We start from the raw sequence: 23855 nt of genomic DNA, 5'->3' as shown, positions 1-23855 counted from the left end.
GGGTCTGTCGGAGGCTCTCGAACCTGTGAAGGATGGAGAGCATGGCAGCACCACGCAAGTACAGTGAGGAACTCAAGGACCGGGCCACCCGGATGGCATGTGAAGCGCGACGAGATCCCGATTCGTCGAGAGGTGCGATCAAGCGGATCGCCGATCAGCTCGGAGTCCATCCCGAGGCGTTGCGCAATTGGGTTCGTCAGGCCGAGATCGACGGCGGGGTCCGCCCGGGCACCACGAGTGAGGACGCTGACCGCATCGCGGCGTTGGAGCGGGAGAACCGTGAACTGCGGCGAGCGAACACGATCTTGAAGCAGGCTTCGGCTTTCTTTGCGGCGGAGATCGACCGCCCACAGCGCTGATCGTGGAGTTCGTCGCGGCTCACCGCGATGAACACGGAGTCGATCCGATCTGTGCGGCATTGCGCGATACGTCCGCCCAGATCGCTCCGTCCACGGTACGAGCCCACCTGAGCCCCCAGAAGACCGAGGCGCCTCGTGTGGTGCGTGACCGGGAGCTCCTTACCCAGGTCCGCGCGGTGCATGCCGACAACCTCGGCGTCTACGGTGCCCGCAAGGTGCATGCCCAATTGCGCAGACAGGGCCATAGTGCTGCCCGCTGCACCGTCGAGCGATTGATGAAAGCCGATGGGCTGCAAGGGATAGCGAGACTCAAGACACGCAAGACCACGCGCAGCGAGGGAGCTGAAACACCCCGGCCGGCTGACCGGGTCAACCGTCAGTTCACCGCGGCGGCACCGAACGCGTTGTGGGTGGCGGACCTGACCTACATCCGCACCCACTCGGGCTGGGTGTACGCGGCGTTCGTCCTGGACGTGTTCTCGCGGATGGTCGTCGGCTGGCAGGTCTCGACCACCATGCACACCGACCTCGCCCTCGACGCCCTGAACATGGGATTGTGGGCACGGTCGCGTGCCGGCCACGACGTGGCCGGGCTGATCCACCACTCCGACCGCGGAGTGCAATACCGAGCCATCCGCTACACCGAACGACTGGCCGAAGCCGAAGCGGTGACATCTGTTGGCTCCAAAGGGGATTCATACGACAACGCGATGGCTGAGGCGTTCAACTCGCTGTTCAAAGCCGAATGCATCCGTAACCCCGTGATGCGCCCGCGAGGCGGCTGGGCAGGTGTGGGCGAGGTCGAGATCGCCGTCGCTGAGTACGTCGAATGGTTCAACCACCGCCGCCTGCACGGCGAGATCGGACACGTCCCACCCGTCGAGTACGAGAGCGCCTACTGGTCGACCCAAACCGTCACCAGCTACCGTGAGAACCCGGTCCCCGCAAACGCTGGAACCAACTAACCGAGCCTCCAGCAAACCCGGGGCGATTCAAGTCGCTACGACTCGCGGTAGTACTAGGTTGGCCGACTGTTTAGGCCAGTGCGAGGAACAGTTTCTCAAGCTCCGCTTCCGTGAGCGGTGGCTGCTCGCCATCTTACGGTCGCGATGCATTGACGCATCCCTGATTAGTCCGGATGGTCCACCGCCAGTCCGGGAACTCGGTCTCGAGCCGTTCGATCCGCTCGGCCGACAACCGGCCCTTGCGGTAGTCAGCGCTGCGGCTCTGCACCCAGGTGCCGATCGCGAATCCGTCAATGACATCGCGCCGGCGGGCGTTGCTGGTGCCGTACACCGCGACGTAGCGGTGCAGGTGCTCGAGCCCGGCCTCGAACCGCCCATCGCCAATAGATTCAGCCACGACAGCTCACGAGTGTGTTCGACGTTGCCGTAACGGGAAGACCGCGCTCAAGTGCGGTCATCACTGGAATGTAGCGCGGCGAACCCCACCTAGTGTCCTGAGTCATTAATTTCCGTTCGGTTGTTAGGCTAGGGAATGGCAACCCGGGGTCCGCGAGCAGTGGATATTGTTCTGACTGATGACGAGCGCCGTGAGCTCGAAGGGTGGGCGCGTCGGCGAACGACGGCCTCGGGTTTGGCGATGCGCTCACGAATCGTTCTCGCCGCCGCTGATGGCGGTTCGAATACTGAAGTGGCACAACGACTCGGCCTCAATCGCAGTACCGTGCGGCGCTGGCGAGGCCGGTTCGTCGAGCACCGCTGCGAGGGGTTGCTCGACGAACCCCGGCCTGGGCGACCTCGCACCGTCGACGACGAGCAGATCAAAAACTTGATCACCGCGACTCTCGAGACCACTCCGAAGAATGCGACACACTGGTCGACGCGGGCGATGGCCGAGCATCTCGACATGTCACAGTCAACCGTGTCGCGTGTGTGGCGGGCGTTCGGATTGGCTCCGCACAAACAGGATTCGTGGAAGCTGTCGAGAGATCCCTTGTTCACCGAGAAGGTCCGCGATGTCGTCGGGCTCTATATGAACCCACCCGAACGTGCCCTGGTGCTTTGCGTTGACGAGAAGACCCAGATCCAAGCTCTCGATCGCACCCAGCCGATCTTTCCCATGCTCCCGGGCACCCCGCAACGGGCCAGCCACGACTATGTGCGCAACGGCACCTCCAGTCTGTACGCGGCGTTGGACATCGCGTCGGGAAAAGTGATCGGTTCGCTTCACTCACGGCATCGGGCAACAGAATTCATCGGGTTTCTCCGCAAGATCGACGCCGAGGTGCCCGACGAGCTCGACGTCCACCTGGTCATGGACAACGCCTCTACCCACAAGACGCCCGCGGTCAAACGATGGCTGACCTCGCACCCACGATTCGTTGTCCACTTCACCCCGACGAGCTCATCCTGGATGAACCTCGTCGAACGCTGGTTCGCCGAACTGACCACCAAGAAGCTCCAACGCTCCCCCCACCGCACCGTGAGAGCGCTCAACGCCGACATCAGAGCATGGATCGAGACCTGGAACGACAACCCCCGCCCCTACGTGTGGGTCAAGACCGCTGACCAGATCCTCGACTCCATCGCCCACTACTGCACACGAATTAATGACTCAGAACACTAGCTGCCTACGCCGAGGCGGCTCGTATGTCGCAGCCCGAACTGGTGGCTGCGTTGCGAGATCTGCTCGGCGCGCGGCTGGTCGCCTACCTGGGTCGGGTGAGCGAGACCCGGGCGGTGCGGCAATGGGCTGACGGCACCCGCACCATCGCCAACCCCGAGGACGTCGAACGGCTCCGGATCGCCTACCGCGCCGCCCGCCTGATCACCGAACGCGACACCCCCGCCGTCGCACAAGCCTGGTTCCAGGGCCTCAACCCGGTCCTCGACGACCGGGCGCCGGCATTGCTGTTGCGCGACGGCGAGCTCGCCGACGTCGGACCGCAAGTACTCGCCGCCGCCCGCCAATTCGCCGCGGTGGGATGAACCAACCACAGCCTTCGACGATCAGCACCCCGCACGGCCCGATCACCACCAGCATCCGGACTGCCACGCCCATATATCGAGTCGGATACGCGCCCAGCCCGTGGGAGTGGACACCATGGGAGTACGCCACCGACGACCGCTTCGCCGGCCGCTGGGACGACCCCGACGGGGGTGTGGCGCACCTTGTACTGCGCCGACACTCCCCTGGCCTGCTACCTCGAAGTCCTCGCCTTCGCCCGACCCAGCCCACAACTGATCGCCGAGCTCGACGACATCGTCGTCGACGAGGAAGACGAGCAGGACTACCCCGCGCTGCCGCCCGGCCACGTTCCGCGATCGTGGTGCGATCTACGGATGATCGGTCACGGCACCCTGACCGGACGGTTCGCGGTGCCCGCCGACCCGGACAGCCTCGCCACCCTCCGGACGGTGTTTCGGCCGCTCGCGATCCGCTACGGGCTCGATGACCTCGACACCGCCGCGTTGCGGGACGGCCGGCCCCGCGGGCTCACCCAGGCCATCTCCCGCTGGATTTACGCCCTCACCGACCACGGCCATGCAGCGGTCGACGGGATCGAGTTCGACTCCCGACACGGCGACCAGCTGCGCATGTGGGCGCTCTATGAACGCGCCGCCGACCCCGACATCAGCCCCCACATCGACGTTGTCGATCACTGCCCCATCGACGCCGCGGATCCACAATTGGCCCGCGCCCTGACGCTCCTCGGACTCGAGTGGACCCCCGCGTAGACCGGACTGAAAAGGCCGTGCCGCAATGTCGAACGAGTATGAGTCTGGCTCGACCAGCCGTGGTGACTACGATCGTCTCTTCGAGACCGGGATAGCGAACCTGCACCGCTACGCCGCCCACACCGGTGGACGCCGATTCCCGGCCTCGTCTCAGCCGTGGTGCCCGCCCGGCAGTTGCGCCAGTTCACGATCGTCGGCTCCCTGGTCGACCAACCTCTTCCGGGTCCGCTCCAGCCACGTACGGGCCCACCCCGGGTCGGCCGCGGTCAGCATCCGATACTGCTCCGCCCAGATCCGGCGCAGATAGTCGGGCGCGCCGGGCGAGTGCAGCCGATACGACGCCGCTTCGGCGATCGCCACCGCAACCCAGCTCAGGAACTCCTCTGGATCGCTGGACTGCCGGTCGAACATCACCGTGCCGCGTTCGCGAATGATCAAGTGCCACACACCGTCCGAGTCGCGCACGCACGAGGGCGTCGCGTCGTCGAGGATGTGACCCAGGCGAGGCACATCGGACGGCTCCGCCGACATCGTCGCCGCGAGATCGGCTATCCGGCTGCGCATCTCGGGGTCGAGCTGGTCGTCGGCGCCCGACGTCATCCGGGGAAGACGCTCTCGAGCACACCCGAACACAGCAACCACTGGGTGTTGACGAAACCGCCTGTCTCGTTGAAACATCCGCGATGGTCCTCGATCAACCCGGGATCGAGGAGCTGCTGGTCGATCTGATATTGAATGCCGCCGCCCGGCTGACCGAAGCCCTTGGCGATACGTCCGGTCCACACCTTCACCGAGCGCATGACCACGTACACGTGGTAGTTGCAGAACTGAGGGTTGTCTTTGTCGACGAGGTTCTCCGGCGGAAGCGCCCGCCTCTTGTAGTGCGTGCCCGCGGGGGCCAGGAAGCGACCATTGGCGGGACCATAGCGATCTATCCGCTTGTTCGGGTTGAGGGTGGTCAGCGACTTCTTGGCGGACCCGTCGGGGTTCAGCGTGTATCCGTCGTGGTCCGGATAGTCCCACTTGTCCCCTTTCCGATACGTCTGCAGGAACTCGCTCGGACTCAGACCCGCGAGCCGGTCGTAACCCCTCAACTGCGGACCCACCGGGGCATCGGTCGCCAGAATCTTCGGACCGAACAGTTCGTCGTTGTACAACAGCTGTGCGGAACATCCACCCGCCTCCGGCCCGCCCAGCGATCCGAAATCCAATGCGCCCAAAGGGTTCGGCGCGGCGGCCGCCACCCCTCCCCCGGAGAGTGCCAGCGTGACACTGATGAGGGTGGCAAGCAGAGCATGGCGACGTTTCATGGCCGCGCCTTTCGATGGGTCCGTCGGAATCACGCAGTGCGGAAACTAACCGATCGGCGTCGCCGCGTGGTCTGAACTGCGAAGTTCCGGCACAGATTCGAGCGGTACCCCCGGAATGCCTACCGCCGACGGTGTTCCGACGGCGGGATGCCGTAGCGCTTCTTGTACGCGGCCGCCAGCCGACTGGGGCTCGAAAAGCCCCATCGCGCAGCAACTTCGGCCACCGTGTCGGTGTTGTCCGCTTCGGTGAGGTCGTGGTGAGCCCGGTCGAGTCGGATGTCCCGTAGCGTCTGGGTCGGACTCGCACCGACGTGTTCGGCGAAGCCCTCCTGCAGCCGCCGGAGGCTCGAGCCGCCCAGTTCGGCCATGTCCGCCAGACGCCAGTCGCGTCCCGGATCGTCATGCAATGCGTCGAGCACACGCTTGACCATCCGCGGGCGCAGACCGGTCCCCGCCTCTTCCGGAGAGACAGCGAGGAGGAACGCGCTGCTGATCGCGCTCGCCAGCTGCGGTCCGACCAGTGGGTTCGACAGGAGGTCGGCGGGTTCGCGCACCTGGGCCGACAACGCGCGCACGAGCCCGAACCACGCCTGCTGGTCGGGTCCGGCGAGATCCAGCTGATCGGGCAGCCGCAACTGTGAACGCAGCGCCGACGCCCGGACCCGGTCGGCCTCACGTTCGAGGTACTCGGCGTCGAACTTCACCCCGACCACGACACAGTCCGCCGACCACCGGGTGATCGTCGACGGGCGATCCGCGGTGAAGACCGTGGCCTTGCCTTCCTCCGACGTCGTCTCCACCGACCCGGCGCGCGAGTCCAGGACACCGCGGACCGGGATGTTGATCTCGTAGGCACCCGGGTAGTCGCAGGAGATGGAGACATCGGTCCCCCAGTTGAGCCTGCCGATCGTGACCGGTCCCAGCTCGACGGTCTGCAGGTTCAGATTCAGCTGATCCGGCGACGACAGCGCGGTCAGCTCATGCGGGAAGTACACCTCTTCGACGGCACGATGCGCCGTCTCCCAGTCGCTGGTCGATGTCGTGCTCCGCATGGACTTCTTCCTCGTACTCCGGTCGCGCAGGGTCGTGCATCTCGATTCAACCCGGTGACACACGACACTCGCCACCCGGTTCGGAGACTGCGATCACATCGCCGCGCGATCGGTGCCGCCGACGCGCGAAGCGTATCGACCGCCCGGTCGGCGGTCCCTAATGTCACCTCGCACCGGGTCGCCGACAACCTGCCGGCCGCCGCCCCCGGCTCTCGAGACGAACACAGCGGAGGAACCCATGACCAGCACCATGTCGTGGATCGACGACATCACGATGACCGAACTCGAACGCAACCCCTACCCCGTCTACGAACGGCTTCGCGCCGAGGCGCCGCTCGCCTATGTCCCGGTTCTCGGGTCGTACGTCGCGACGACCGCGGACATCTGCCGGTCGATCGCCACCAGCCCCGACTTCGAGGCGGTGATCACCAAGGCCGGCGGCCGTACCTTCGGACACCCGGCAGTGATCGGGGTGAACGGTGCGATCCACGACGACCTACGGTCGATGGTCGATCCAGCCCTGCAACCCCAGGAGGTCGACCGGTGGATCGACGACCTCGTCCGGCCGATCGCCCGCCGGTACCTGAGCGACTTCGAGGACGTGGGGCGCGCCGAACTCGTCGCCCAGTACTGCGAACCCGTCAGCGTGCGCGCGCTCGGCGACCTTCTCGGCCTTCAGTCGGTGAGTTCGGACAAGTTGCGCGAATGGTTCCACAAACTGTCGGCGTCGTTCACCAACGCGGGAGTCGACGAGAACGGCGAGTTCACCAACCCGGACGGCTTCGCCGAGGCCGACGCCGCGAAGCTGGAGATCCAGTCGATCGTCAATCCGCTGATCGACAACTGGATCGAGAATCCCGACGACAGCGCGATCTCCCACTGGTTGCACGACGGTATGCCCGAGGGACAGACGCGCGACCGCGACTACATCTACCCGACGCTGTACGTGTACCTCCTCGGAGCGATGCAGGAGCCCGGCCACGCCATGGCCTCCACACTGGTCGGCCTCTTCAGCCGGCCGGACCAATTCGAGCAGGTCGTCGACGAGCCGAACCTGATCCCGCGCGCGATCTCGGAGGGCATGCGGTGGACGTCACCGATCTGGTCGGCCACGGCCCGGATCAGTACGAAGGACGTCGAGGTCGCAGGCGTCGACCTACCGGAGGGCTCAGTGGTCCTGATGTCGTACGGTTCGGCCAATCACGACCACTCCGTCTACGAGGCACCGTCGGACTACGACATCACCCGACCGCCGTTGCCGCATCTCGCATTCGGAGCCGGCAACCACGCCTGCGCAGGAATCTACTTCGCCAATCACGTGTGCCGGATCGGACTCGAAGAGCTGTTCGAGTCCATCCCGAACCTCGAGCGCGACAACAGCAGCGACGTCGAGTTCTGGGGTTGGGGTTTCCGCGGTCCGACGTCACTGCACACGGTGTGGGAGGTGTGACGTGTCCGACCCGACGACCCGGCCCGGCCCGACGACCTTCCGAATCGACGCCGGCAACACCTCGGTGACCTGCGGTGACGGACAGCGAGTTCTCGATGCCCTGTTGCGCCAGGGGGTGTGGATTCCCAACTCCTGCAACCAGGGCACCTGCGGCACCTGCAAGGTGCGGGTGATCGACGGCATGGTGACCGCCCCGCCAACCCCCGACAGTGTCCTGTCCGACGCCGAGCAGCAGCAGGGATACGTGCTGTCGTGTCAGTCGACACCCATCACCGACATCGCCGTCGAACCGCCCGCCGCCGAGTGCGGCGAGCGCCATCACCTGTTGCGCGATGTCGCCGGAACGGTCGGTTCGATCACCGCGGTGGCCGATGACACCGTGTCCATCACGGTGTCACTCGACGAACCGTTCGAGTTCACGGCCGGCCAATACGTCGAGTTGTCGATCCCGGGCACCGGCCAGACCCGGCCGTACTCGATGGCCAACCCGCCCAGCGAATCCGCCACTCTCGAGTTCCACGTCCGAAGGCAGCCAGACGGTCTCGCCACCGATCGGTGGATCTTCGATTCCCTCACGGTCGGGGCGGCGGTGTCCATGACGGGACCGTGGGGCGACTTCTGCCATCAGCCGGGCGAACCCGACGTCGGGCTCATACTGCTCGCCGGGGGAACCGGTCTCGCGCCGCTGAAGTCGATCGCGAGAGCAGCACTCGACGCCGACCCCGATCGCGAGATCCACGTCTACCACGGCGTCCGCACCGAGGCCGAGCTGTACGACGTCGACTTCTGGCGCGCACTCGAGACCGGGCACCCGAATGTCCGGTACACGCCCTGCCTCAGCCGCGAAGAGTGGAGCGGCCGGACCGGTTACGTCGGTGACGCGATGATGGCCGACTTCGACTCCTGCCGCAATCACTCGGCATACCTCTGCGGCCCGCCCGCGATGGTCGAGGCGGGGGTCCGGGCCCTCAAGCGACGACGCATGCCGCCCCGGCGGATCAAGCGGGAGAAGTACACGCCCGCAGCGAGTCTCGTGACCCTCTGAGCCGGCCCGGAGGCACCTTTGTTCCGGTGCCGACGGCCAGCTCAGGCAACGTCCTGCACATCCGCCGCCGACGCTCCGGAGATGATGTCGAGGATCCGCGGGTACTCGGGCGCAGTCGAGGTGACCACCGACCCGTGGTTGCCGCCACGGATGAGAACGGCCTCGGCGTCGCCGCCGTCGCGCACGACGGCGGCGACGTAGCGTTGCGAATTGGCCGGCGCGACCATCCGATCGGCGGTCCCGTGAACGGCGACCACGGGGGTGTCGGGATCGATGTTCTGGATCGGATCGACCATCGTGTACCGCTGCGGGACCTGCGCCGGGGTGCCGCCGAGGGCGGTCACGATCCGGTCGTCGCCATGCGTGGCCGCATAGGTCATGTCGAGTGGACCGGCGAGCGAGACGACCCGCGTCGGGCGGAACAGCGGCCGCGCACCGACCTCGTCGTCGTCGAGTTTGTGCCGGGTGCCGCCCCAGACCGCGAGTTGCGCTCCGGCACTGTGCCCGACGACCAGCTCGTCGTCGGTGTCGATCTGCGGGAACTGCCGGTCCACCACGACGACGTGGTCCAGGGCGCTCGCGACGTCCCGGAACGTCGTCGGCCAACCACCGCCCGATCCGACGCGGCGGTATTCGATGTTGTACACGGCCATGCCCCGGTCAGCGAGGTCTCGTGCCAGCGGCTCGAAGACGTCGGCGCCGAGGGCGCTCTGCCAGGCACCGCCGTGGATGAGGACCACGAGCGGGATCGTATCGACCCGTTGCTCACCCGCGGGCAGGTACAGTTCGGCCCAATTCTGTTCGGAGTCACCATCGTCCGGCGTCGGGTAGTCGAACCGGTGGACGGTCACCTCGTCGAGGTGCTCGACCGGGGCGGCTGTAACACTGCTGCTGGGGGTCGGGGGCAGCGTGGTTCCCGTGGAGCACGCGGACAGTCCCAGCACGCCGGCGACGACGACCCCCAGTGCGACGCGGACGCGACGCGACGAGGCCGTCACCGCACGCTCAGGGGTACGGGCGTGATCGACGCGCCGCTACGCAGGGTCGCCGGCAGCGGTCCGAACCCGGGCCACAGATTCACCGGCACCGTGACCGTCGCGCCCGCGGGCAGCGAGATCGACGTCGGGCTGACCGCGATGCGATCGGTGAAGGTGTCGCTGCGTTCGACCTCCAGTCGGAGCCGCTGTGCCCGTCCTTCGGATCGGACGGTCACTCCCGACGGAGAGGTGGCCCCCACCGAGACCGCCGAGCCCGGGCCGATCGCCAACTGCGTGGTCTCGGTCGACAGTGATCGCAGCGAATTCTCGGTCGCGACTTCGAACTCCGCGGTCGACGGTGCCGACGAGGTCACCCGCATCCCGTGCCGGGCCGGATCGGCGTCGATGACCGCGACCGCACCCGCGGCCACCTCGAGATCACCCATCGCGACCACGCCGCCCGCGCTGAGCACGGTGGCGTCGATGTCCGCGGTCCGACCCGCTTCCACCCCGTCCACGACGATCCGGAACTTGCGGTTGGCGGGCACCGTGAACGTCGCGGAGTTGTCGTTGTTGAACAGGATCTTCTTGTCGACACCCGGGATCGCACGACCGGCGGGATCGGTGACCCGCACGTCCCAGTCGACGTCGCCGACACCGCGCGCACCGCCGTTGTTGTCCGACACCATCACGACCGTCTCGTCGTTACGCAGCTCCGGATCCTGATGACGTGCCAGGATCGGTGCCAGCGGAACAAGCATCATCCTGTTGGCCGGCGACCCCTGGAACAACAGTGTCGGCTCGGACGGGTTGGTGGCCGTCGAGTAGTACCAGCTGTTGGCAGCCGGGTCGGCGACGATCATCTTCTCCACGCCGGGGAAGTTGTTGTCGTAGACGACGATGCCGCGCTTGCCCTGGCCCAGATCGCGGATGGCAATCGGGTTGATGGCGTGCCCGGCGCTCTGCTCCTCATCGGTGTAGATCGCCAAGACGTAGTTGTCGTTGCGCGCCCACGCCGAGCGCAGTCGGGAAAGCGCCTCTGTGACGGTGACCTCTGACTCGACGAGGTCGGTGGGCGGGAAGCCCTGGGTGATGAACATCCGCGCGATGAGTTCGTCCAGCGGCGCCGACGGGCCGATGCTGTAGACGGACTGCCACGGCATCGCCAGCGGGAACGGGTTCAGACGTTTGGTGGCATACAGTGCGGCGAGCGCGGCCATTCCGAAGCAATGCCCGCCCGCCATCGACTCGTTGAATTCCTGCTGGACGAGCTCGGCAACCGTCGTCGGCGAACAGACTCCGAACACGATTCGGGCGCAGACCTCATCACCGAAGACCGCACGCATGCCGTCGATGCTCAGTCCGCGAGTGTGCTGAGCGTCGTTCGGTCCCCAGTTCTCAAAGGAGAAACCGTCCCGCTTGACCTGGAAGTCAGCCTGCGCGACGAGCTTTCCGGCGTTGGGGTTCACCACGGGCGACGCCTGCGACGGGCCGGAGGCGACGACCGACAAACCTGCGGCCACCGCCAGCACAAGTGCTGTCACCGAGAGACGCATCAGCCATCGATTACCGCGCGTGCCTGTGAGCATCGCTAAACACTAGCGGACAATTCAGACAGGGCCCGAGTAGCCGGTGAATTCCCCGGATCGATTTCTGAAATACGTCCCAAAATGTTTGTTGCGGCAGATCGGCCCGCAATTCGGACCGAACTGCCGCAACGTGATTGCGGGTTGTTTCGGGATTCCCCTACTTGACGCCCGAGAACACGTACTGCAGCACGGCGAGTGCCAGCTCGTTGTCCTGGATCGCCTGCCACAGGATGTTGTCCACCATGTTCGTCTCCGTTTCGATGTTCGCGTGAGGGGTAGGGTCCGGCACCGAGCAGGAAACCGTGGGTCGCCCCGCCCCGGCGCTGTCGATCCTACGTCGACTGCCGGGCGAGAGTTCGCCGGGCGATCCGCGCGACCGCCTCGTCGATCAGACGGCCCGCACTGTCCGTGGCCGCGGCGCCTCCCGCGGCGTCGAAGGCGGTCAGGACGTCGCGGGCGGAGGCGACCTCGGCGTCGGTCGGCGCCATCCCTGCTCGGGCAGGGGCGATCTGTCGCGGGTGGATGCAGGCGCGCCCGAGGAACCCGAGGGCGGTCAGCCGCCGGGTCTCGTCGGCGAAGCCGTCCGGGTCGTCGATGACCGGCGACGCCGCGCCGAGCGGTGGACCGATCCGCGCGGCCGCCGACGCGGCGACCACCTGCGAGCGTCCCCACAGCAGTTCGTTGCCGACCACCGAGGTGACCCCGAGGTCGGCGGCGAGATCGACTTCGCCGATCTGGACGAACTCGACCCGCGGTCCGGCGGCGATCGACGCCGCGTTGCAGAGTCCGGCCCCGGTCTCGATCAGCGGCGACACCGGTGTGCGGGGTCGTCCCCACTCGGCCTCGAGCTCGGCCAGCATGGTGTCCACCCGCTCGAGCGTCGCCGCGTCGTCGACCTTGGGCAGCCAGACGCCGTCGGCGCCGGCCCGCACCGCCATGGTGAGGTCGTCGAGGAGTTCGGCTCCGGGGTTGACCCGCACCCAGACGGGGACGCCGTCCCGGTCGCGGTTCTCCAGCCACGCGCCGACGGCGATGCGTGCGGTGTCCTTGCCCGACAACGGCACCGCGTCCTCCAGGTCGAGGACCACGGCATCGGTCCCCGACCCGACCGCCTTGTCGAAGCGCTCGGGCCGGTCTCCCGGGACGTACAAGAAGATCAGCGCGGGCGTCATCCGACCGTGACGGTGCCGTTGACGAGCGCCTTGGCGATGACCGTCCGCATGATGTCGTTGGTGCCCTCACCGATCGACATCAGCGGCGCGTCCCGGTAGTAGCGCTCGACGTTGAACTCGGTCGAGTAGCCGTATCCGCCGTGGATGCGCATCGCCTCGAGGCTCGCGGTGATCGCGGTCTCCGACGCGAAGTACTTCGCCATGCCGGCCTCGCCGTCGACGCGGGCACCCGAATCCGCCTTGGCCGCTGCCCAGTACGTCATCAGACGCGCCGCCTGCAGCTGGGTGGCGATGTCGGCGAGCTTGAGCTGGATGGCCTGGAAGTCCGAGATCGGCTTGCCGAATGCCGTCCGCTCACGTGAGTAGTTGAGCGCGGCGTCGTACGACGCCTGCGCGATGCCGACGCTACGGCCGGCGATGTTCAACCGACCGATCTCGAGGCCCGACAGCGCCTGCTGCATGCCCCGGCCCTCGACGCCGCCGAGCAGCGTCGACTGCGGGACGCGCACCTCATCGAGGAAGATCTCGCACGACTCGGTGCCCTTGTAGCCGAGCTTGCCCATGTCCCGCTGGACCTCGAAGCCGGGCGTGGTGGTGTCCACCAGCAGGATGCTCATGCCCTTGTGTGCCGGAGTGGCCGACGGGTCGGTCTTCACCAGTACCGGAAGCACATTCGCGTGACGCGCGTTGGTGATCCACGTCTTGGTGCCACGGATGACGTAGTCGTCGCCGTCCTTGGTGGCGGTCGTCTTGATGCCCTGCAGATCAGTTCCGGCCCCGGGCTCGGTGAGGCCGATTCCGGTGCGGCACTCACCACTTGCCAGGCGCGGGAGCCACTGTGCCTTCTGTTCGTCGGTGCCGTGGCGCGCGATCATCCAGCAGGACAGATTGTGACTGCCGAGGATTCCGGCGATGCCCATCCAACCGCGTGCGAGCTCCTCGTAGACGAGGGTGAAGGACACCATGTCGAGTTCGAGTCCGCCGAATTCCTCCGGCGTGGTGATCCCGAACAGACCCATCTCCCGCAGCCGGTCGACGATCTCGGTGGGATACCGGCCGGTGCGCTCCCACTCGTTGGCGACCGGGATGATCTCCTTGTCGACGAGCTGACGTAGGGCGGCGCGGAAGTCGCGCTGTTCGGAGTTGAAGCTGAAATCCATTGTGATCCTTGCTCTCAGGCGTGACCGGACGGGTTCGCGGCGGCAAACCCACGGCGAGATGGGCGTGGTGCGTGTCAGCCGGCGGCGACGATGGTCGTCGCGAGGGTGGTGATCGGTACGACCGACGACGCGTTCGAGAGACCGAACACCGCGTCGACGAGGTCATCGGAGGCATCTCCGCCACCGCTGTTCCCACGGAACTTCGCGGCCACGGCGGCGTCGTCCATCGGTCGGCCCGAAGTGCCACGGCTGCAGGGCACCTCGCCGACGACCCGGGAGCCGTCGGCGAAGGTGATGACCGCCCGGCCGGCGGCGTCGGCGGCCGGGCGGTCATCGGGCACGGTGGTGACCTCGACGAGTCCCGCGGTGGTCGCGACCTCGGGGCGCCCGATCGAGTCCACAGCGTAGGTGTCCACGGTCACGGCACCGTCGTGCACGAGGGCGGCGACGCTCCACGGCAAGTCGAACTTGGCGTCGTAGACGCTGCGCGGGCTGCGCGTACCGGTGCCCGGGCCGCAGACGATCTCGACGCTGTCGGGGTGGACGTCGACGGCGATGCTCGCGATCTCTCCCGGCACAATCTCGCGCCCCTGCTCACCGGCCGTGACCACTGCCGCGCCGACCGCGTCGAGCGCGGCATGCATCAGCTGGCAGCTCGGATACGGCTTGATGCCGATACTGGCACTCTCCCAGCGGGTTCCGAGGTCGGCCACGATGATGTCGGGATCGATGTCACGATCGGCGAGCGCACGGTACAGACCGCGGCGGCCTTCGAGCACCGACTCGGGTCCGCTCGCCCCGGCCACCGCGAGCCGCGCGGCCAGGACACCGCTGAAGCCGGCGTTCCCGGGGTGCAGGGTCTTGGTGTTCGCGCCGGTGTCGAGGAACTCGAGGAGCCCACCCGACGACGACGCGGCGATGCCGATCGCGTTGGTGAGCACATCGGTCCCGGCGCCGTACAGCAATCCGGAGGCGACGGCACCGGCGAGCGGACCGACGACGGCGGTGGCGTGCAGTCCGCGCGCATGGAACCCGTGGGGCGCGGCCGCGCCGAGACGGCACGCGACCTCGAGCCCGGCCACCAGCGCGACGACGGTGTCGGCGCCGGTCGCGTCGACCTCCTCGGCGACCGCCAGCACCGCCGGGGCCACGACCGTCGTCGGGTGCACCAGCGCGCCGGCGTGCGTGTCGTCGAAGTCGAGCGCATGCATCAGCACGCCGTTGGCGAACGCCGCCGCGGGGGCCGAGATCGCCTCGGCATCTCCGAGCGGGTGGGCCTGGGCGGGACCGCCGAGCGCGCGAGCCACCGTCAACCCCGGTCCGCCCTGGCCGAGGCGCCGGGCCCCGATCCCGTTGCCGATGCCGTCGAGCAGGTGTCGGAGTGCGGCGCGGCGGGTGGTCTCGGGGATGGCGTCGATGCTCAGGCCGGCGGCCCAGCTCGCGAGTCGGCGGGCGGTCACGACGGGGCCTGACCGGAGGGAGCCTGGGCGACCGCGCCGAAGGCGCCGCCGTCGACGAGACCACGGACGTCGTCGGCGCTGTAGCCCAGCAGACCCATCACCTCGTCGAAGTTCTCGTTGCGATGCGGTGCCCGACGATACTCCGTCTTGTCCGTGCCGAAACGCACCGGCGAGGTCACCTGCCGGACCTCACCCCACACCTCGTGTTCGGTGGTGGCGATGAGACCGCGTGCGAGCGTGTGCTCCTCGGCGAGCGCCTGCTCGACGTCGTTGATCGGCCCGGTGGGAACCCCGGCGTCGGTCAGCAGCGACACCCAGTGGTCGACGGTCGACTCGGCGAATCGCTTCTCCAGGATCGGCAGCAGCTCGTCCTTGTGCTGTCCGCGGGCGGCGAAGTCGGTGAACCGCGGATCGTCGAGCAGCTCGGCCAGACCGATGGCCTCGGCGAGGCGCACCCAGAACTTCTCCTTGGCGCAGCCGACGACGAACCAACCGTCGGTGGCCTCGAAGGCCTGGAACGGCACCAGCGACGGATGCGCCGAGTTCTTGGTGCGACCCGGACGGTAACCGGCATTGAGATGCCATGCGGCCGGGTAGGTGAGCATGGAGACCGCGGTGTCGTACAGCGAGACGTCGCAGTCGCCGCCGACACCGTCGCGGCGCGCGGCGTGCAGACCGGCCATCAGGCTCAGGGCGGCGACGAATCCGCCGGAGAAATCCACAAGGGACAGACCGGATTTCGTGGGTGGTCCGTCCGGATCGCCGGTGAGGTCCATCCAGCCGGCCAGGCCCTGCAGGATGTAGTCGTAGCCGGGCTGTTTGGCGCGCGGACCGGTCATGCCGAAGCCGGTCAGGCTGCAGCAGACGATCGCCGGGTTGAGGTGTTTGAGGTCGTCGTAGGTGATCTTGATCTTCGCCGGGACGTCGCCGCGCAGATTGGAGTAGACCGCGTCGCTGGTCCGGACGAGGTCCTCGAACACCTTGCGACCGCCGGGGGTCGCGAGATCCAGTGAGAGACTGCGCTTGTTGCGATTGAAGGCCTCGAAGAACAGCGAATCCTCGCCCGAGTTGTACGGGGGGACATACCTTCCGACGTCGCCGCCGGACTGCGGCTCCTCGATCTTCAACACGTCCGCCCCGAGGTCGGCGAGGTGGACGCTGCCGAACGGGCCGGCGCCGTACTGCTCGATGGCGATGATGCGGACGTCCTCGAGCGGCTTCATCCGACGCTCCCCTCGGTGGTTCCGGTCAGCTCGGTCAGGGACGGGGCCTTGACCTCGGGGAAGTAGTTCTGTCCGATGCCGCTATCGCGGGTCGCGACCATCACCGAACGCTTCCAGGAGATGACGACCTCGCCATCCTGGTTGATCCCGCGGGTCACCATCGACACGATCCCCGCGTAGGGACGGGACTGGGACAGGCGCAGGTCGGTGCAGATGCTCTCGGCGTAGATGGTGTCGCCGACGTAGACCGGGTGGGCCAGTTTGACGTCGGTGAACTGCAGGTTCGCGACCGCGTTCTGGCTCATGTCGATGACCGAGAGTCCGAGGACCAGGGCGATGGTCAGACCCGAGTTCACGATGACCTTGCCGTCGGTGATGGGATTCGTCGCGGCGAGGTGGGAGTTGAAGTGGTTCTGGTTGGTGTTCATCGACAGGCATGTGATCCACGCGTTGTCGGTGTCGGTGATGGTGCGGCCCATCGGGTGTTGGTAGACGTCGCCCACGACGTAGTCCTCGAAGAAGCGTCCGAGAGTGGCGGGATGGGTGGTCAATGGTCCTCCTCAGGGTGCGGCGTCGTGGAGTGCACACAACGAGCCGTGACGCGGACCACCATAAACATCTGATCTTTAGAACGTCAAGGATCTCGTCATCCTGGCAATACCCTGAGTTTCGCTGCAGGTGTTGCCGAAACCCTCCGATGTATTGCATGATGCTCCGGAGCGCAGCTATGGCTCAGATCACTCCCGTCATCGGGGACACAGCTGAAGACGTCGGGGTGACGGCATGTACAGAGGAAGCGAGTTTCGATGAAGCGAATCGGCGTGGATGTGGGCGGCACGTTCACCGACCTGGTCCTGTGGGACGACGACGGGACGGTCACGGTGCACAAGACGCCGTCGACCAACCACGATCCCTCGATCGGCACGATGGACGGGATCGGGGTGCTCGCCGAACGTGCGGGCATCGACGTCGCGGACATCGAGATGTTCTTCCACGGCACGACCGTGGCCACCAACATCGTGCTGGAGCACAACGGCAGCGACGTCGGCATGATCACCACCGACGGCTTCCGGGACATCCTGCACATCGCGCGCAAGAAGCGCCCCCTGAACTACTCCAACTACCAGGATCTGCCGTGGCAGAAGTGGCAGCTGGTGCCCCGTCGCAACCGGCGCACCGTCGCCGAGCGGATGGATGCGGCCGGAAACGTGCTCACCCCGCTCGACGAAGATGCCGTTCGCCGCGAGGTGGGCCTGCTCCGCGAGCGCGGTGTCGAGGCCATCGCGGTGGCCTTCCTGCACGCCTACCGCAATCCGGCCCACGAGCACCGCGTCCGGGACATCATCGCCGAGGAGTATCCCGGCGTGTTCGTCTCGCTGTCCAGCGACGTCGCCTCGCAGTACCGCGAGTACGAGCGTTTCTCCACCACCGCGCTCAACGCGTTCGTCGGCCCCAAGACCTCCCGCTACATCGAGAACCTGGCCGGCAAGGCCAAGGCCGAACAGGTCGGCGAGGACGTCCACCTGATGACCTCCGCCGGCGGTCTCGTCACGTCGCGCAGCGCCAGCGAGGTTCCGGTCTCGCTCCTGACCAGCGGTGTCGTCGCCGGACTCCTTGGCGGCTGCTTCATCGGCAAGGCGTCGGGCTACCCGAGCGTCATCACCCTCGACGTGGGCGGCACCTCCGCCGACATCGGCGTCGCCCCCGACGGCAAGCTCCGCATGAAGCACCTGCTCGACACCCGCATCGGCGACTACCACGCGATGGTGCCGATGGCCGAGGTCGACACCATCGGTGCCGGCGGCGGATCCATCGCCAGCATCGACGAGGGCGGCATGTTCCGCGTCGGACCGCGCAGCGCCGGTGCCATGCCCGGCCCGGCCTGCTACAACCGCGGCGGCACCGAACCCACCTCCACCGACGCGATGGTCGTCATGGGCTGGCTCCGCGAGGACAGCTTCCTGTCGGGAACCATGGAGGTCAAGACCGAACTCGCCACCGAGGCGGTCCAGACCCACATCGCCGACAAGCTCGGTGCCGATATCGAGCATGCCGCGATGGGCATCTTCCAGATCCTCGCGCACTCGATGACCGAGGCCATCTCGCTGCACTCGGTGCGCAAAGGCTATGACCCGCGCGAGTTCTCGTTGGTCGCCGAGGGTGGCGCCGGACCCCTGTACGCCTGGCAGATCGCCGAACACCTCGGCATTCCGCGTGTCATCGTGCCCGGTCATCCCGGGATCACCTCTGCGGTCGGCCTGCTGACCACCGATGTTCGCTACGAGGTGCCGACCACCGTGTGGACCTCGTCGGCCGAACCCGATCTGGAGCTGCTGCGTCGCGAGATGGACCGGTTGTCCGAGCAGGCCGTCGCCCAGCTTCGCGCCGACGGTATCGCCGAGGACGCGATCACTCTCGAGCGCAGCGTCGACTGTCGTTATGTCGGACAGGGTTACGAGCTCCGGGTGCCCGCACCTGCCGGCGACATCACCGACGAGTGGGTCGAGCAGACCGCGGCCACCTTCCACGAGGTCCACGGTCGTACGTACTCGCAGCGCTTCGACGACAAGCCGGTCCAGCTGGTCAACATCCGCGTGACCGGGGTGGGCGCGGTCGAGCACATCCGCATCGCCGAGATCGAGAAGGGCGACGCGGACGCGTCGTCGGCGATCAAGGCCACAACTCGCGCGCTGTTCTGGAAGAACGACTCGGCCGATCCGGAATGGGTCGACACCCCCATCTACGACCGCGCACTTTTCAAGGCGGGCAACACCTTCGACGGTCCCGCGATCGTCCAGCAATTCGACTCGACGACCATCGTCGGCATCGGACAGAAGGCCACGGTCGACGCCGTGGGCCACATCATCATCGAGAGGAGCGCCTGACATGGCGAAAGCTCTGATGCCCACGGACGGCGTTTCGCTCGCCGCCGAGGCCAACCGGACCTGGAACACCGTCGAGGTCGACCCGATCACCCTGCGCGTCATCGGTGGTGCGCTGAACTCGATGGCCAAGGAGATGGCCCAGGTTCTCTACCGGATGGCCTACTCGAGCCTCATCCGCGAGTCCGAGGACCTCGGCGCCGGCATCTTCGACGTCAACGGCCGCGAGCTGTGCGAGTCGGATTCGACTCCGATGCACTGTGGTTCGATCCCCGCGTACATCCGCGGCGTGAACCGCAAGCTCGCCGGTACCTACAAGCCCGGTGACGTGATCCTGCACAACCACCCGTATCACGGTGCGGCGCACTCCCCCGACTACGGCGTGATCATCCCGATCTTCTGGGAAGGCGAGCACATCGGGTTCGCCGGCTGCACCGGTCACGTCTCCGACATCGGCGGCAACTTCCCCGGCCTGTGCATGGACGTCGTCGACGTCTGGGCCGAGGGCAAGCTGATGGACTCGATGAAGATCTACGACGGCGGCGTCCGCAACGACATGCTGATCCAGCACATCCTGGACAACGTGCGTACCCCGGAGCAGAACCGCGGTGACCTGGAGGCTCTCATCGCCTGCTCGCGCATCGGTGAGAAGCGGTTCGTCGAACTGCTCGAGAAGCACGGGCTCGACACCGTGATGAGTGCCGCCGACCGGTGGATGGACTACTCGGAAGAGATGCTGCGCAGTCGGATCCGCCAGATCCCCAACGGCAGCTACGAGGCACCGATCGGCTACCTCGACGACGACGGCAAGAACCGCGGTGTGCCGCTGAAGGTCGCGGTGCGCGTGCAGGTCGAGGACGAGGACGTCCTCATCGACCTCACCGGTTCCAACGACCAGGTGCCGACGGCGTTCAACGTGCCGTTCGAGGGTTCGGTGTTGCCAGTGGCGGTGAGCGCGATCCGCACCATCCTGCTCGACGAGTACCTCACCGAGGAGTTCGTCCCGCAGAACGACGGGTGTTTCCGACCGGTGCGCGCCTACGCGCCGGAGGGCACGATCTTCAACCCGGACTTCCCGGCATCGTGTTTCGCACGCTTCTCGCAGGTCAACCGCATCTTCGACTCGATCAACCTGGCGCTGGCACCGGTGCTGCCCGAGCGGGCGATCGCCGGTTCGTCGGCGGCGCTGTGCGCCATCGCGTACTCGGGTCTGGCCGAGGACGGTGAGTCGTACTGGGTCTACATCGAGATCAACGAAGGTTCCTACGGTGCCCGTAACGGCAAGGACGGCATGGACGCCGTCGACGCTCTCATGGCCAACACCCGCAACAACCCGATCGAGGAACTCGAGCTCAACCACGCGATGCGTGCCGAGCGCTACGAGCTCCGCGACGAGTCACCAGCACCCGGCCAGTGGCGCGGCGGCATCGGCAGCGTGCGGACCTGGTACATGCAGACCGACACGTTCCTCGGCTCCGAGGCCGACAACCGCACCGACCCGCCCGCGGGCGCGCTCGGTGGCGGCGACGGCGCGTCGGGTTCGTTCGTCCGCAACCCCGGCACGCCCGAAGAGGAGGTGCTGTTCTCGAAGGTGACCCAGGAGGTCATCCGCGAGGGCGAGCGTCTCGAGATCCGGATGCCGTCGGGCGGTGGCTTCGGCGATCCGTTCCTGCGCGATCCGTTCGCGGTGCTCTCCGACGTGTGGGACGAGTACCTGTCCGCGGACGAGGCGCGTCAGGACTACGGTGTCGTCGTGAACACCGACGACTGGACCGTCGACGCAGCGGCCACCGAGCAGCTCCGCGCGTCGCGGGTGGCGTCCTGACCAGTGACATCGGAGGGGCCGGCGATTCTGTCGCCGGCCCCTCCGGCCATTCCCCGGAAAGCACCGCGGATGAATCTGTGAGAGACGTTGCCGCGCGGCTCAACACGGTCATCTCGTGGGTGCCCGAGCAGTTCGGTGTCGACCCCGATGTCGCATCCGGTCCGCTGTCCGGCCTGCGGATCGGGGTGAAGGACAACATCGAGGTCGGCGGCGTGCGCTCCACCTGTGGGTCCGAGTACTTCGCCGACCGGGTGGCATCTGCCGACGCGGCGTGCGTGACCGCCTTGAAAAAGGCCGGTGGCGTCATCACCTCGACGCTGAATCTCGCCGAGTTCGCCGTCGGTGTGACGAGTCAGAATTCGGCATCGGGTGGGCCGGTGAATCCCTGGGCCGCCGACCGGGTGCCCGGCGGTTCGAGTGGTGGGTCCGGTGTCGCGGTGGCGGCGGGGATCGTCGACGTGTCCCTCGGCACGGACACCGGCGGGTCCATCCGGCTGCCTGCCGCGTGCTGCGGTGTGACCGGTCTGCGGCCATCGGTCGGAGTGCTCGACATGACCGGGATCTTCCCGGTGAGTGCCGACTTCGACACCGTCGGCCCGCTGGCCCGATCGGCGGCCCTGGTGCGGGAGACGTTCGCGGTGCTCGCGGGCGCCGACTCGGCACCGTTGCGGAGCGGGTCGTTGCGGATCGCGCTGCCCTGGCCGTTCGTCACCGAGGACGTGGATCCGGCAGTGCGCGACGCGGTGGTCGGTGCCGCGGACCTGCTTCGCGACCTGGGCCACAGTGTTGTCGACGTGCCGGTTCCGCACAGCGAATCGGCGCAGGACGTCGTGTACACCCTCATCTACTCGGACTTGGCGAAGACCCATGCCGAACGACTGCGGGACGAGCCGAGCCGATTCCAGTCGGCGACGCGCGAGCGGATCCTGCTCGGACTCAGCATCTCCGACGGTCAGGTGACCGCGGCGCGGCGACACCGTGATGTGTTCCGCGCTGCCACGGCCGAGCTCTTCGACGACGTGGACGTGGTCCTCACCCCGGCGATGCCGGCGGACGTCCCCCTGCTCGGTGGTGGCGATGCCGTTGTTGCACAGGCACGTCGGATGGGCCAGCTGACCTACCCGTGGTCGTTGCACGACGGCCCGACGCTCGCGCTGCCGGTGGGAGTCCACCCGTCCGGGATGCCGGTCGGGGCTCAGCTGACCGCGGCCCACGGCGCCGAGGCCACGTTGTTCGCGCTGGCCGAGCAATTCCAGGAGCACACCGACTGGCACCGTCGACGCCCGCCGGTCCGCGTGGACGTGTGAGGCGTCCGCGTCAGCTCTGGCGTCGGAGCAGGTCCATCTGCTTGTAGACGTCGCCGAGGTGGTCGAGGTGGCGGCGCATGAGCGTCATCGCGGTCATCGAGTCCCGCGCCTCGACCGCCTCGAGGATGGCCCGGTGGTCTTCGTCGACGCACTTCCAGAAGTCCTCGGGTGCGGTGTCCCGGCTGAACCGGCTGCCGATCACCCGGAAGACCGGCACGGTGATGAGGTCGAGCAGCGGGTTGTCGGCGGCCCGTAGCAGCACGCGGTGGAACTCCTGGTTGTTCGCGTACACCTCCGGCCCGATCTCACCCGAGACGTCGAAGATGTTGGCGCGCAACTCTTCCAGATGTGCGTCGGTGTGGCGGTACGCGGCCACCCCGGCGGCCGGGACCTCCGTGAGTTGCCGGACCTCCATCAGCTGGTCGACGGTCACCCCCTCGGCCGCCGCGAGCAGGGTGACCCCGGCTTCGAGGTGGGCGCTCAGCTGGCCGATGTCGGGGGTGGCGACGAAGGTCCCGCCGGTGACCCCACGCGTGGTGTGGACCAGGTTCTCGCTGGCGAGCGAGCGGATGGCCTCCCGGACGGTGCTCTGCCCCACTCCGAACTCGGCGCGCAACTCGGTGTCGGGCGGTAACCGCGTACCGGGCGTCATCTCACCCGCCAGGATGCGTACCCGAAGCGCGTCGGCCACAACCTGGTACGCCGGGCGCCGGCCGGACTTATTCGCTTCCGTCACAACATCTTCCGATCGTGGAGGGGTGTGACCCAACTTACCAGATCGACGACCCGGACACGACACTGCGGCAACGGTTTTGGGATACGTCCGACAAGTGGCCGGTCGACGCCCCACACGAACCTCCAGACATGTGCGCGCAGGGGGTGTCACGCGGTTCGTCGGCGTCCGGCTCGCCGATTCGACGCCTCGACCTCCGCGATCGCGACGCGGAGCATCTCCGCGAAGCGGCTCCAGTACGCGGCCTCGGAGTCGTAGAGCCGGATGCTCCGCGGATCGGCGCCCGCCAGTCGAGCAGTGTTGACCATGCTCTGCCAGTGCTCCCACTGGTCGTCACACACCTCGAGATAGCCGGTGAGTGTGGCGGCGTCGTGGTTTCCCAGTGCGGCGATCCTGCTCGGCATCGAAGTCCCCTCGTCCGGTGTCAGTCGTGCACACGCTATGCCGTGGGTACGACAATCCCCTGCCTGCGACGGGCCATTCCGCGACCGACAGACTTCAACTCGACTCCTAGACCTCGATCGAAGTCCATCGGTCGAGTCGAAGTCTGCCGGTCGCGGCGGGCCCGCCCTGCTGTGGTTCATTCGATTCAGGGAACAGAGAACGACGC

The 23855-nt window shown here is 67.1% G+C and carries 23 protein-coding genes and 1 other annotated feature; of the genes, 9 read left to right on the top strand and 14 right to left on the bottom strand.

Features of this window, described 5'->3' with window-relative positions:
* Positions 1-41 precede the first annotated feature (41 nt).
* Positions 42-1324, top strand: a protein-coding gene (locus BCM27_RS00410) for an IS3 family transposase (RefSeq protein WP_085949824.1) whose coding sequence is annotated in 2 segments (ribosomal slippage) — positions 42-330 and positions 330-1324 — 1284 coding nt in all. Because the reading frame shifts where the segments join, the coding sequence is not laid out codon by codon here.
* Positions 320-448 (top strand) — a sequence feature (AL1L pseudoknot). It overlaps the preceding gene by 129 nt.
* 133 nt (positions 1325-1457) lie before the next feature.
* On the opposite strand, the gene BCM27_RS00405 is transcribed toward BCM27_RS00410, so the two are convergent.
* Positions 1458-1721 (bottom strand): helicase associated domain-containing protein, encoded by a 264-nt coding sequence (locus BCM27_RS00405; protein ID WP_004022477.1) that lies wholly within the window; start codon positions 1719-1721, stop codon positions 1458-1460.
* Positions 1722-1856: 135 nt separating this feature from the next.
* Here BCM27_RS00405 and BCM27_RS00400 point away from each other — a divergent pair, with 135 nt between their 5' ends.
* The 3 genes from BCM27_RS00400 to BCM27_RS00390 all read left to right on the top strand — a co-directional run bounded on the left by BCM27_RS00400 (position 1857) and on the right by BCM27_RS00390 (position 4060).
* A complete protein-coding gene (locus BCM27_RS00400) occupies positions 1857-2948 on the top strand; it encodes an IS630 family transposase (protein ID WP_068884350.1) in 1092 nt (363 codons plus the stop codon).
* Between the two features lie 23 nt (positions 2949-2971).
* Positions 2972-3310, top strand: coding sequence for a hypothetical protein (locus tag BCM27_RS00395; protein ID WP_033204248.1), 339 nt, complete (start codon positions 2972-2974; stop codon positions 3308-3310).
* Positions 3311-3481: 171 nt separating this feature from the next.
* Positions 3482-4060, top strand: coding sequence for an RES domain-containing protein (locus tag BCM27_RS00390; RefSeq protein ID WP_231896066.1), 579 nt, complete (start codon positions 3482-3484; stop codon positions 4058-4060).
* Between the two features lie 150 nt (positions 4061-4210).
* Here BCM27_RS00390 and BCM27_RS00385 read toward each other — a convergent pair whose 3' ends face one another.
* From BCM27_RS00385 to BCM27_RS00375, 3 genes are all read right to left on the bottom strand, one after another.
* Positions 4211-4660, bottom strand: coding sequence for an Imm63 family immunity protein (locus tag BCM27_RS00385; RefSeq protein ID WP_004020847.1), 450 nt, complete (start codon positions 4658-4660; stop codon positions 4211-4213).
* On the bottom strand, positions 4657-5370 hold the full coding sequence (locus BCM27_RS00380) for a TNT domain-containing protein (RefSeq protein WP_004020848.1): 714 nt from the start codon (positions 5368-5370) through the stop codon (positions 4657-4659). Before BCM27_RS00380 ends, BCM27_RS00385 begins: the two co-directional genes overlap by 4 nt.
* A gap of 119 nt (positions 5371-5489) precedes the next feature.
* Entirely contained in the window at positions 5490-6422 is a 933-nt protein-coding gene (locus tag BCM27_RS00375; protein WP_004020849.1) for an AraC family transcriptional regulator, read from the bottom strand.
* 238 nt (positions 6423-6660) lie between these two features.
* Here BCM27_RS00375 and BCM27_RS00370 point away from each other — a divergent pair, with 238 nt between their 5' ends.
* Both BCM27_RS00370 and BCM27_RS00365 read left to right on the top strand, forming a co-directional pair.
* Complete coding sequence (locus BCM27_RS00370; RefSeq protein WP_004020850.1) at positions 6661-7872, top strand: cytochrome P450; 1212 nt, start codon at positions 6661-6663, stop codon at positions 7870-7872.
* A gap of 1 nt (position 7873) precedes the next feature.
* Positions 7874-8917, top strand: coding sequence for a 2Fe-2S iron-sulfur cluster-binding protein (locus BCM27_RS00365; protein ID WP_004020851.1), 1044 nt, complete (start codon positions 7874-7876; stop codon positions 8915-8917).
* A 41-nt stretch (positions 8918-8958) separates the two neighbouring features.
* Here the strand turns inward: BCM27_RS00365 and BCM27_RS00360 are convergent, their stop codons facing one another.
* The 8 genes from BCM27_RS00360 to BCM27_RS00330 all read right to left on the bottom strand — a co-directional run bounded on the left by BCM27_RS00360 (position 8959) and on the right by BCM27_RS00330 (position 17049).
* A complete protein-coding gene (locus BCM27_RS00360; protein ID WP_004020852.1) occupies positions 8959-9915 on the bottom strand; it encodes an alpha/beta hydrolase family protein in 957 nt (318 codons plus the stop codon).
* Positions 9912-11483, bottom strand: a complete 1572-nt coding sequence (locus BCM27_RS00355; RefSeq protein ID WP_033204246.1) for a hypothetical protein — start codon at positions 11481-11483, stop codon at positions 9912-9914. The genes BCM27_RS00360 and BCM27_RS00355 overlap by 4 nt, the downstream gene beginning before the upstream one ends.
* A gap of 157 nt (positions 11484-11640) precedes the next feature.
* Positions 11641-11772 (bottom strand): hypothetical protein, encoded by a 132-nt coding sequence (locus BCM27_RS26165; protein WP_255220179.1) that lies wholly within the window; start codon positions 11770-11772, stop codon positions 11641-11643.
* 43 nt (positions 11773-11815) lie between these two features.
* Complete coding sequence (locus tag BCM27_RS00350) at positions 11816-12655, bottom strand: HpcH/HpaI aldolase/citrate lyase family protein (RefSeq protein ID WP_004020854.1); 840 nt, start codon at positions 12653-12655, stop codon at positions 11816-11818.
* Entirely contained in the window at positions 12652-13815 is a 1164-nt protein-coding gene (locus tag BCM27_RS00345) for an acyl-CoA dehydrogenase family protein (RefSeq protein WP_004020855.1), read from the bottom strand. Before BCM27_RS00345 ends, BCM27_RS00350 begins: the two co-directional genes overlap by 4 nt.
* A 74-nt stretch (positions 13816-13889) precedes the next feature.
* Positions 13890-15275 (bottom strand): MmgE/PrpD family protein, encoded by a 1386-nt coding sequence (locus BCM27_RS00340; protein WP_004020856.1) that lies wholly within the window; start codon positions 15273-15275, stop codon positions 13890-13892.
* The gene (locus tag BCM27_RS00335; RefSeq protein ID WP_004020857.1) at positions 15272-16498 is read right to left on the bottom strand and encodes a CaiB/BaiF CoA transferase family protein; all 1227 of its coding nucleotides are present in this window, start codon (positions 16496-16498) and stop codon (positions 15272-15274) included. Before BCM27_RS00335 ends, BCM27_RS00340 begins: the two co-directional genes overlap by 4 nt.
* The gene (locus BCM27_RS00330; protein WP_004020858.1) at positions 16495-17049 is read right to left on the bottom strand and encodes a MaoC family dehydratase; all 555 of its coding nucleotides are present in this window, start codon (positions 17047-17049) and stop codon (positions 16495-16497) included. The genes BCM27_RS00335 and BCM27_RS00330 overlap by 4 nt, the downstream gene beginning before the upstream one ends.
* Before the next feature lie 255 nt (positions 17050-17304).
* Between BCM27_RS00330 and BCM27_RS00325 the strand changes: the two genes are divergently transcribed.
* From BCM27_RS00325 to BCM27_RS00315, 3 genes are all read left to right on the top strand, one after another.
* Positions 17305-19383 (top strand): hydantoinase/oxoprolinase family protein, encoded by a 2079-nt coding sequence (locus BCM27_RS00325; protein ID WP_033204244.1) that lies wholly within the window; start codon positions 17305-17307, stop codon positions 19381-19383.
* A gap of 1 nt (position 19384) precedes the next feature.
* The gene (locus tag BCM27_RS00320; protein WP_033204242.1) at positions 19385-21205 is read left to right on the top strand and encodes a hydantoinase B/oxoprolinase family protein; all 1821 of its coding nucleotides are present in this window, start codon (positions 19385-19387) and stop codon (positions 21203-21205) included.
* Between the two features lie 77 nt (positions 21206-21282).
* Positions 21283-22512, top strand: coding sequence for an amidase (locus BCM27_RS00315; protein ID WP_004020860.1), 1230 nt, complete (start codon positions 21283-21285; stop codon positions 22510-22512).
* A 10-nt stretch (positions 22513-22522) separates the two neighbouring features.
* On the opposite strand, the gene BCM27_RS00310 is transcribed toward BCM27_RS00315, so the two are convergent.
* Positions 22523-23248: a FadR/GntR family transcriptional regulator gene (locus BCM27_RS00310; RefSeq protein ID WP_004020861.1), complete on the bottom strand. Its 726-nt coding sequence runs from the start codon at positions 23246-23248 to the stop codon at positions 22523-22525.
* Positions 23249-23394: 146 nt separating this feature from the next.
* Positions 23395-23829 carry a hypothetical protein gene (locus tag BCM27_RS26285; RefSeq protein WP_373278283.1) on the bottom strand — a complete coding sequence of 145 codons (435 nt, stop codon included), beginning with the start codon at positions 23827-23829 and terminating at the stop codon, positions 23395-23397.
* Positions 23830-23855: the final 26 nt, after the last annotated feature.

The sequence above is a fragment of the Gordonia terrae genome (assembly GCF_001698225.1).
GTDB classification, from domain to species: Bacteria; Actinomycetota; Actinomycetes; order Mycobacteriales; family Mycobacteriaceae; genus Gordonia; species Gordonia terrae.
This window is presented reverse-complemented; position numbering and strand designations above follow the sequence as displayed.

Bases quoted from the DNA above. Each gene is read 5' to 3' on its own strand.
- BCM27_RS00355 (WP_033204246.1), bottom strand. From the start codon at position 11,483: ATGCTCACAGGCACGCGCGGTAATCGATGGCTGATGCGTCTCTCGGTG.
- BCM27_RS00385 (WP_004020847.1), bottom strand. From the start codon at position 4,660: ATGACGTCGGGCGCCGACGACCAGCTCGACCCCGAGATGCGCAGCCGG.
- BCM27_RS00350 (WP_004020854.1), bottom strand. From the start codon at position 12,655: ATGACGCCCGCGCTGATCTTCTTGTACGTCCCGGGAGACCGGCCCGAG.
- BCM27_RS00335 (WP_004020857.1), bottom strand. From the start codon at position 16,498: ATGAAGCCGCTCGAGGACGTCCGCATCATCGCCATCGAGCAGTACGGC.
- BCM27_RS00345 (WP_004020855.1), bottom strand. From the start codon at position 13,815: ATGGATTTCAGCTTCAACTCCGAACAGCGCGACTTCCGCGCCGCCCTA.
- BCM27_RS26285 (WP_373278283.1), bottom strand. From the start codon at position 23,829: ATGAACCACAGCAGGGCGGGCCCGCCGCGACCGGCAGACTTCGACTCG.
- BCM27_RS00325 (WP_033204244.1), top strand. From the start codon at position 17,305: ATGAAGCGAATCGGCGTGGATGTGGGCGGCACGTTCACCGACCTGGTC.
- BCM27_RS00370 (WP_004020850.1), top strand. From the start codon at position 6,661: ATGACCAGCACCATGTCGTGGATCGACGACATCACGATGACCGAACTC.
- BCM27_RS00380 (WP_004020848.1), bottom strand. From the start codon at position 5,370: ATGAAACGTCGCCATGCTCTGCTTGCCACCCTCATCAGTGTCACGCTG.
- BCM27_RS00400 (WP_068884350.1), top strand. From the start codon at position 1,857: ATGGCAACCCGGGGTCCGCGAGCAGTGGATATTGTTCTGACTGATGAC.
- BCM27_RS00320 (WP_033204242.1), top strand. From the start codon at position 19,385: ATGGCGAAAGCTCTGATGCCCACGGACGGCGTTTCGCTCGCCGCCGAG.
- BCM27_RS00395 (WP_033204248.1), top strand. From the start codon at position 2,972: ATGTCGCAGCCCGAACTGGTGGCTGCGTTGCGAGATCTGCTCGGCGCG.
- BCM27_RS00375 (WP_004020849.1), bottom strand. From the start codon at position 6,422: ATGCGGAGCACGACATCGACCAGCGACTGGGAGACGGCGCATCGTGCC.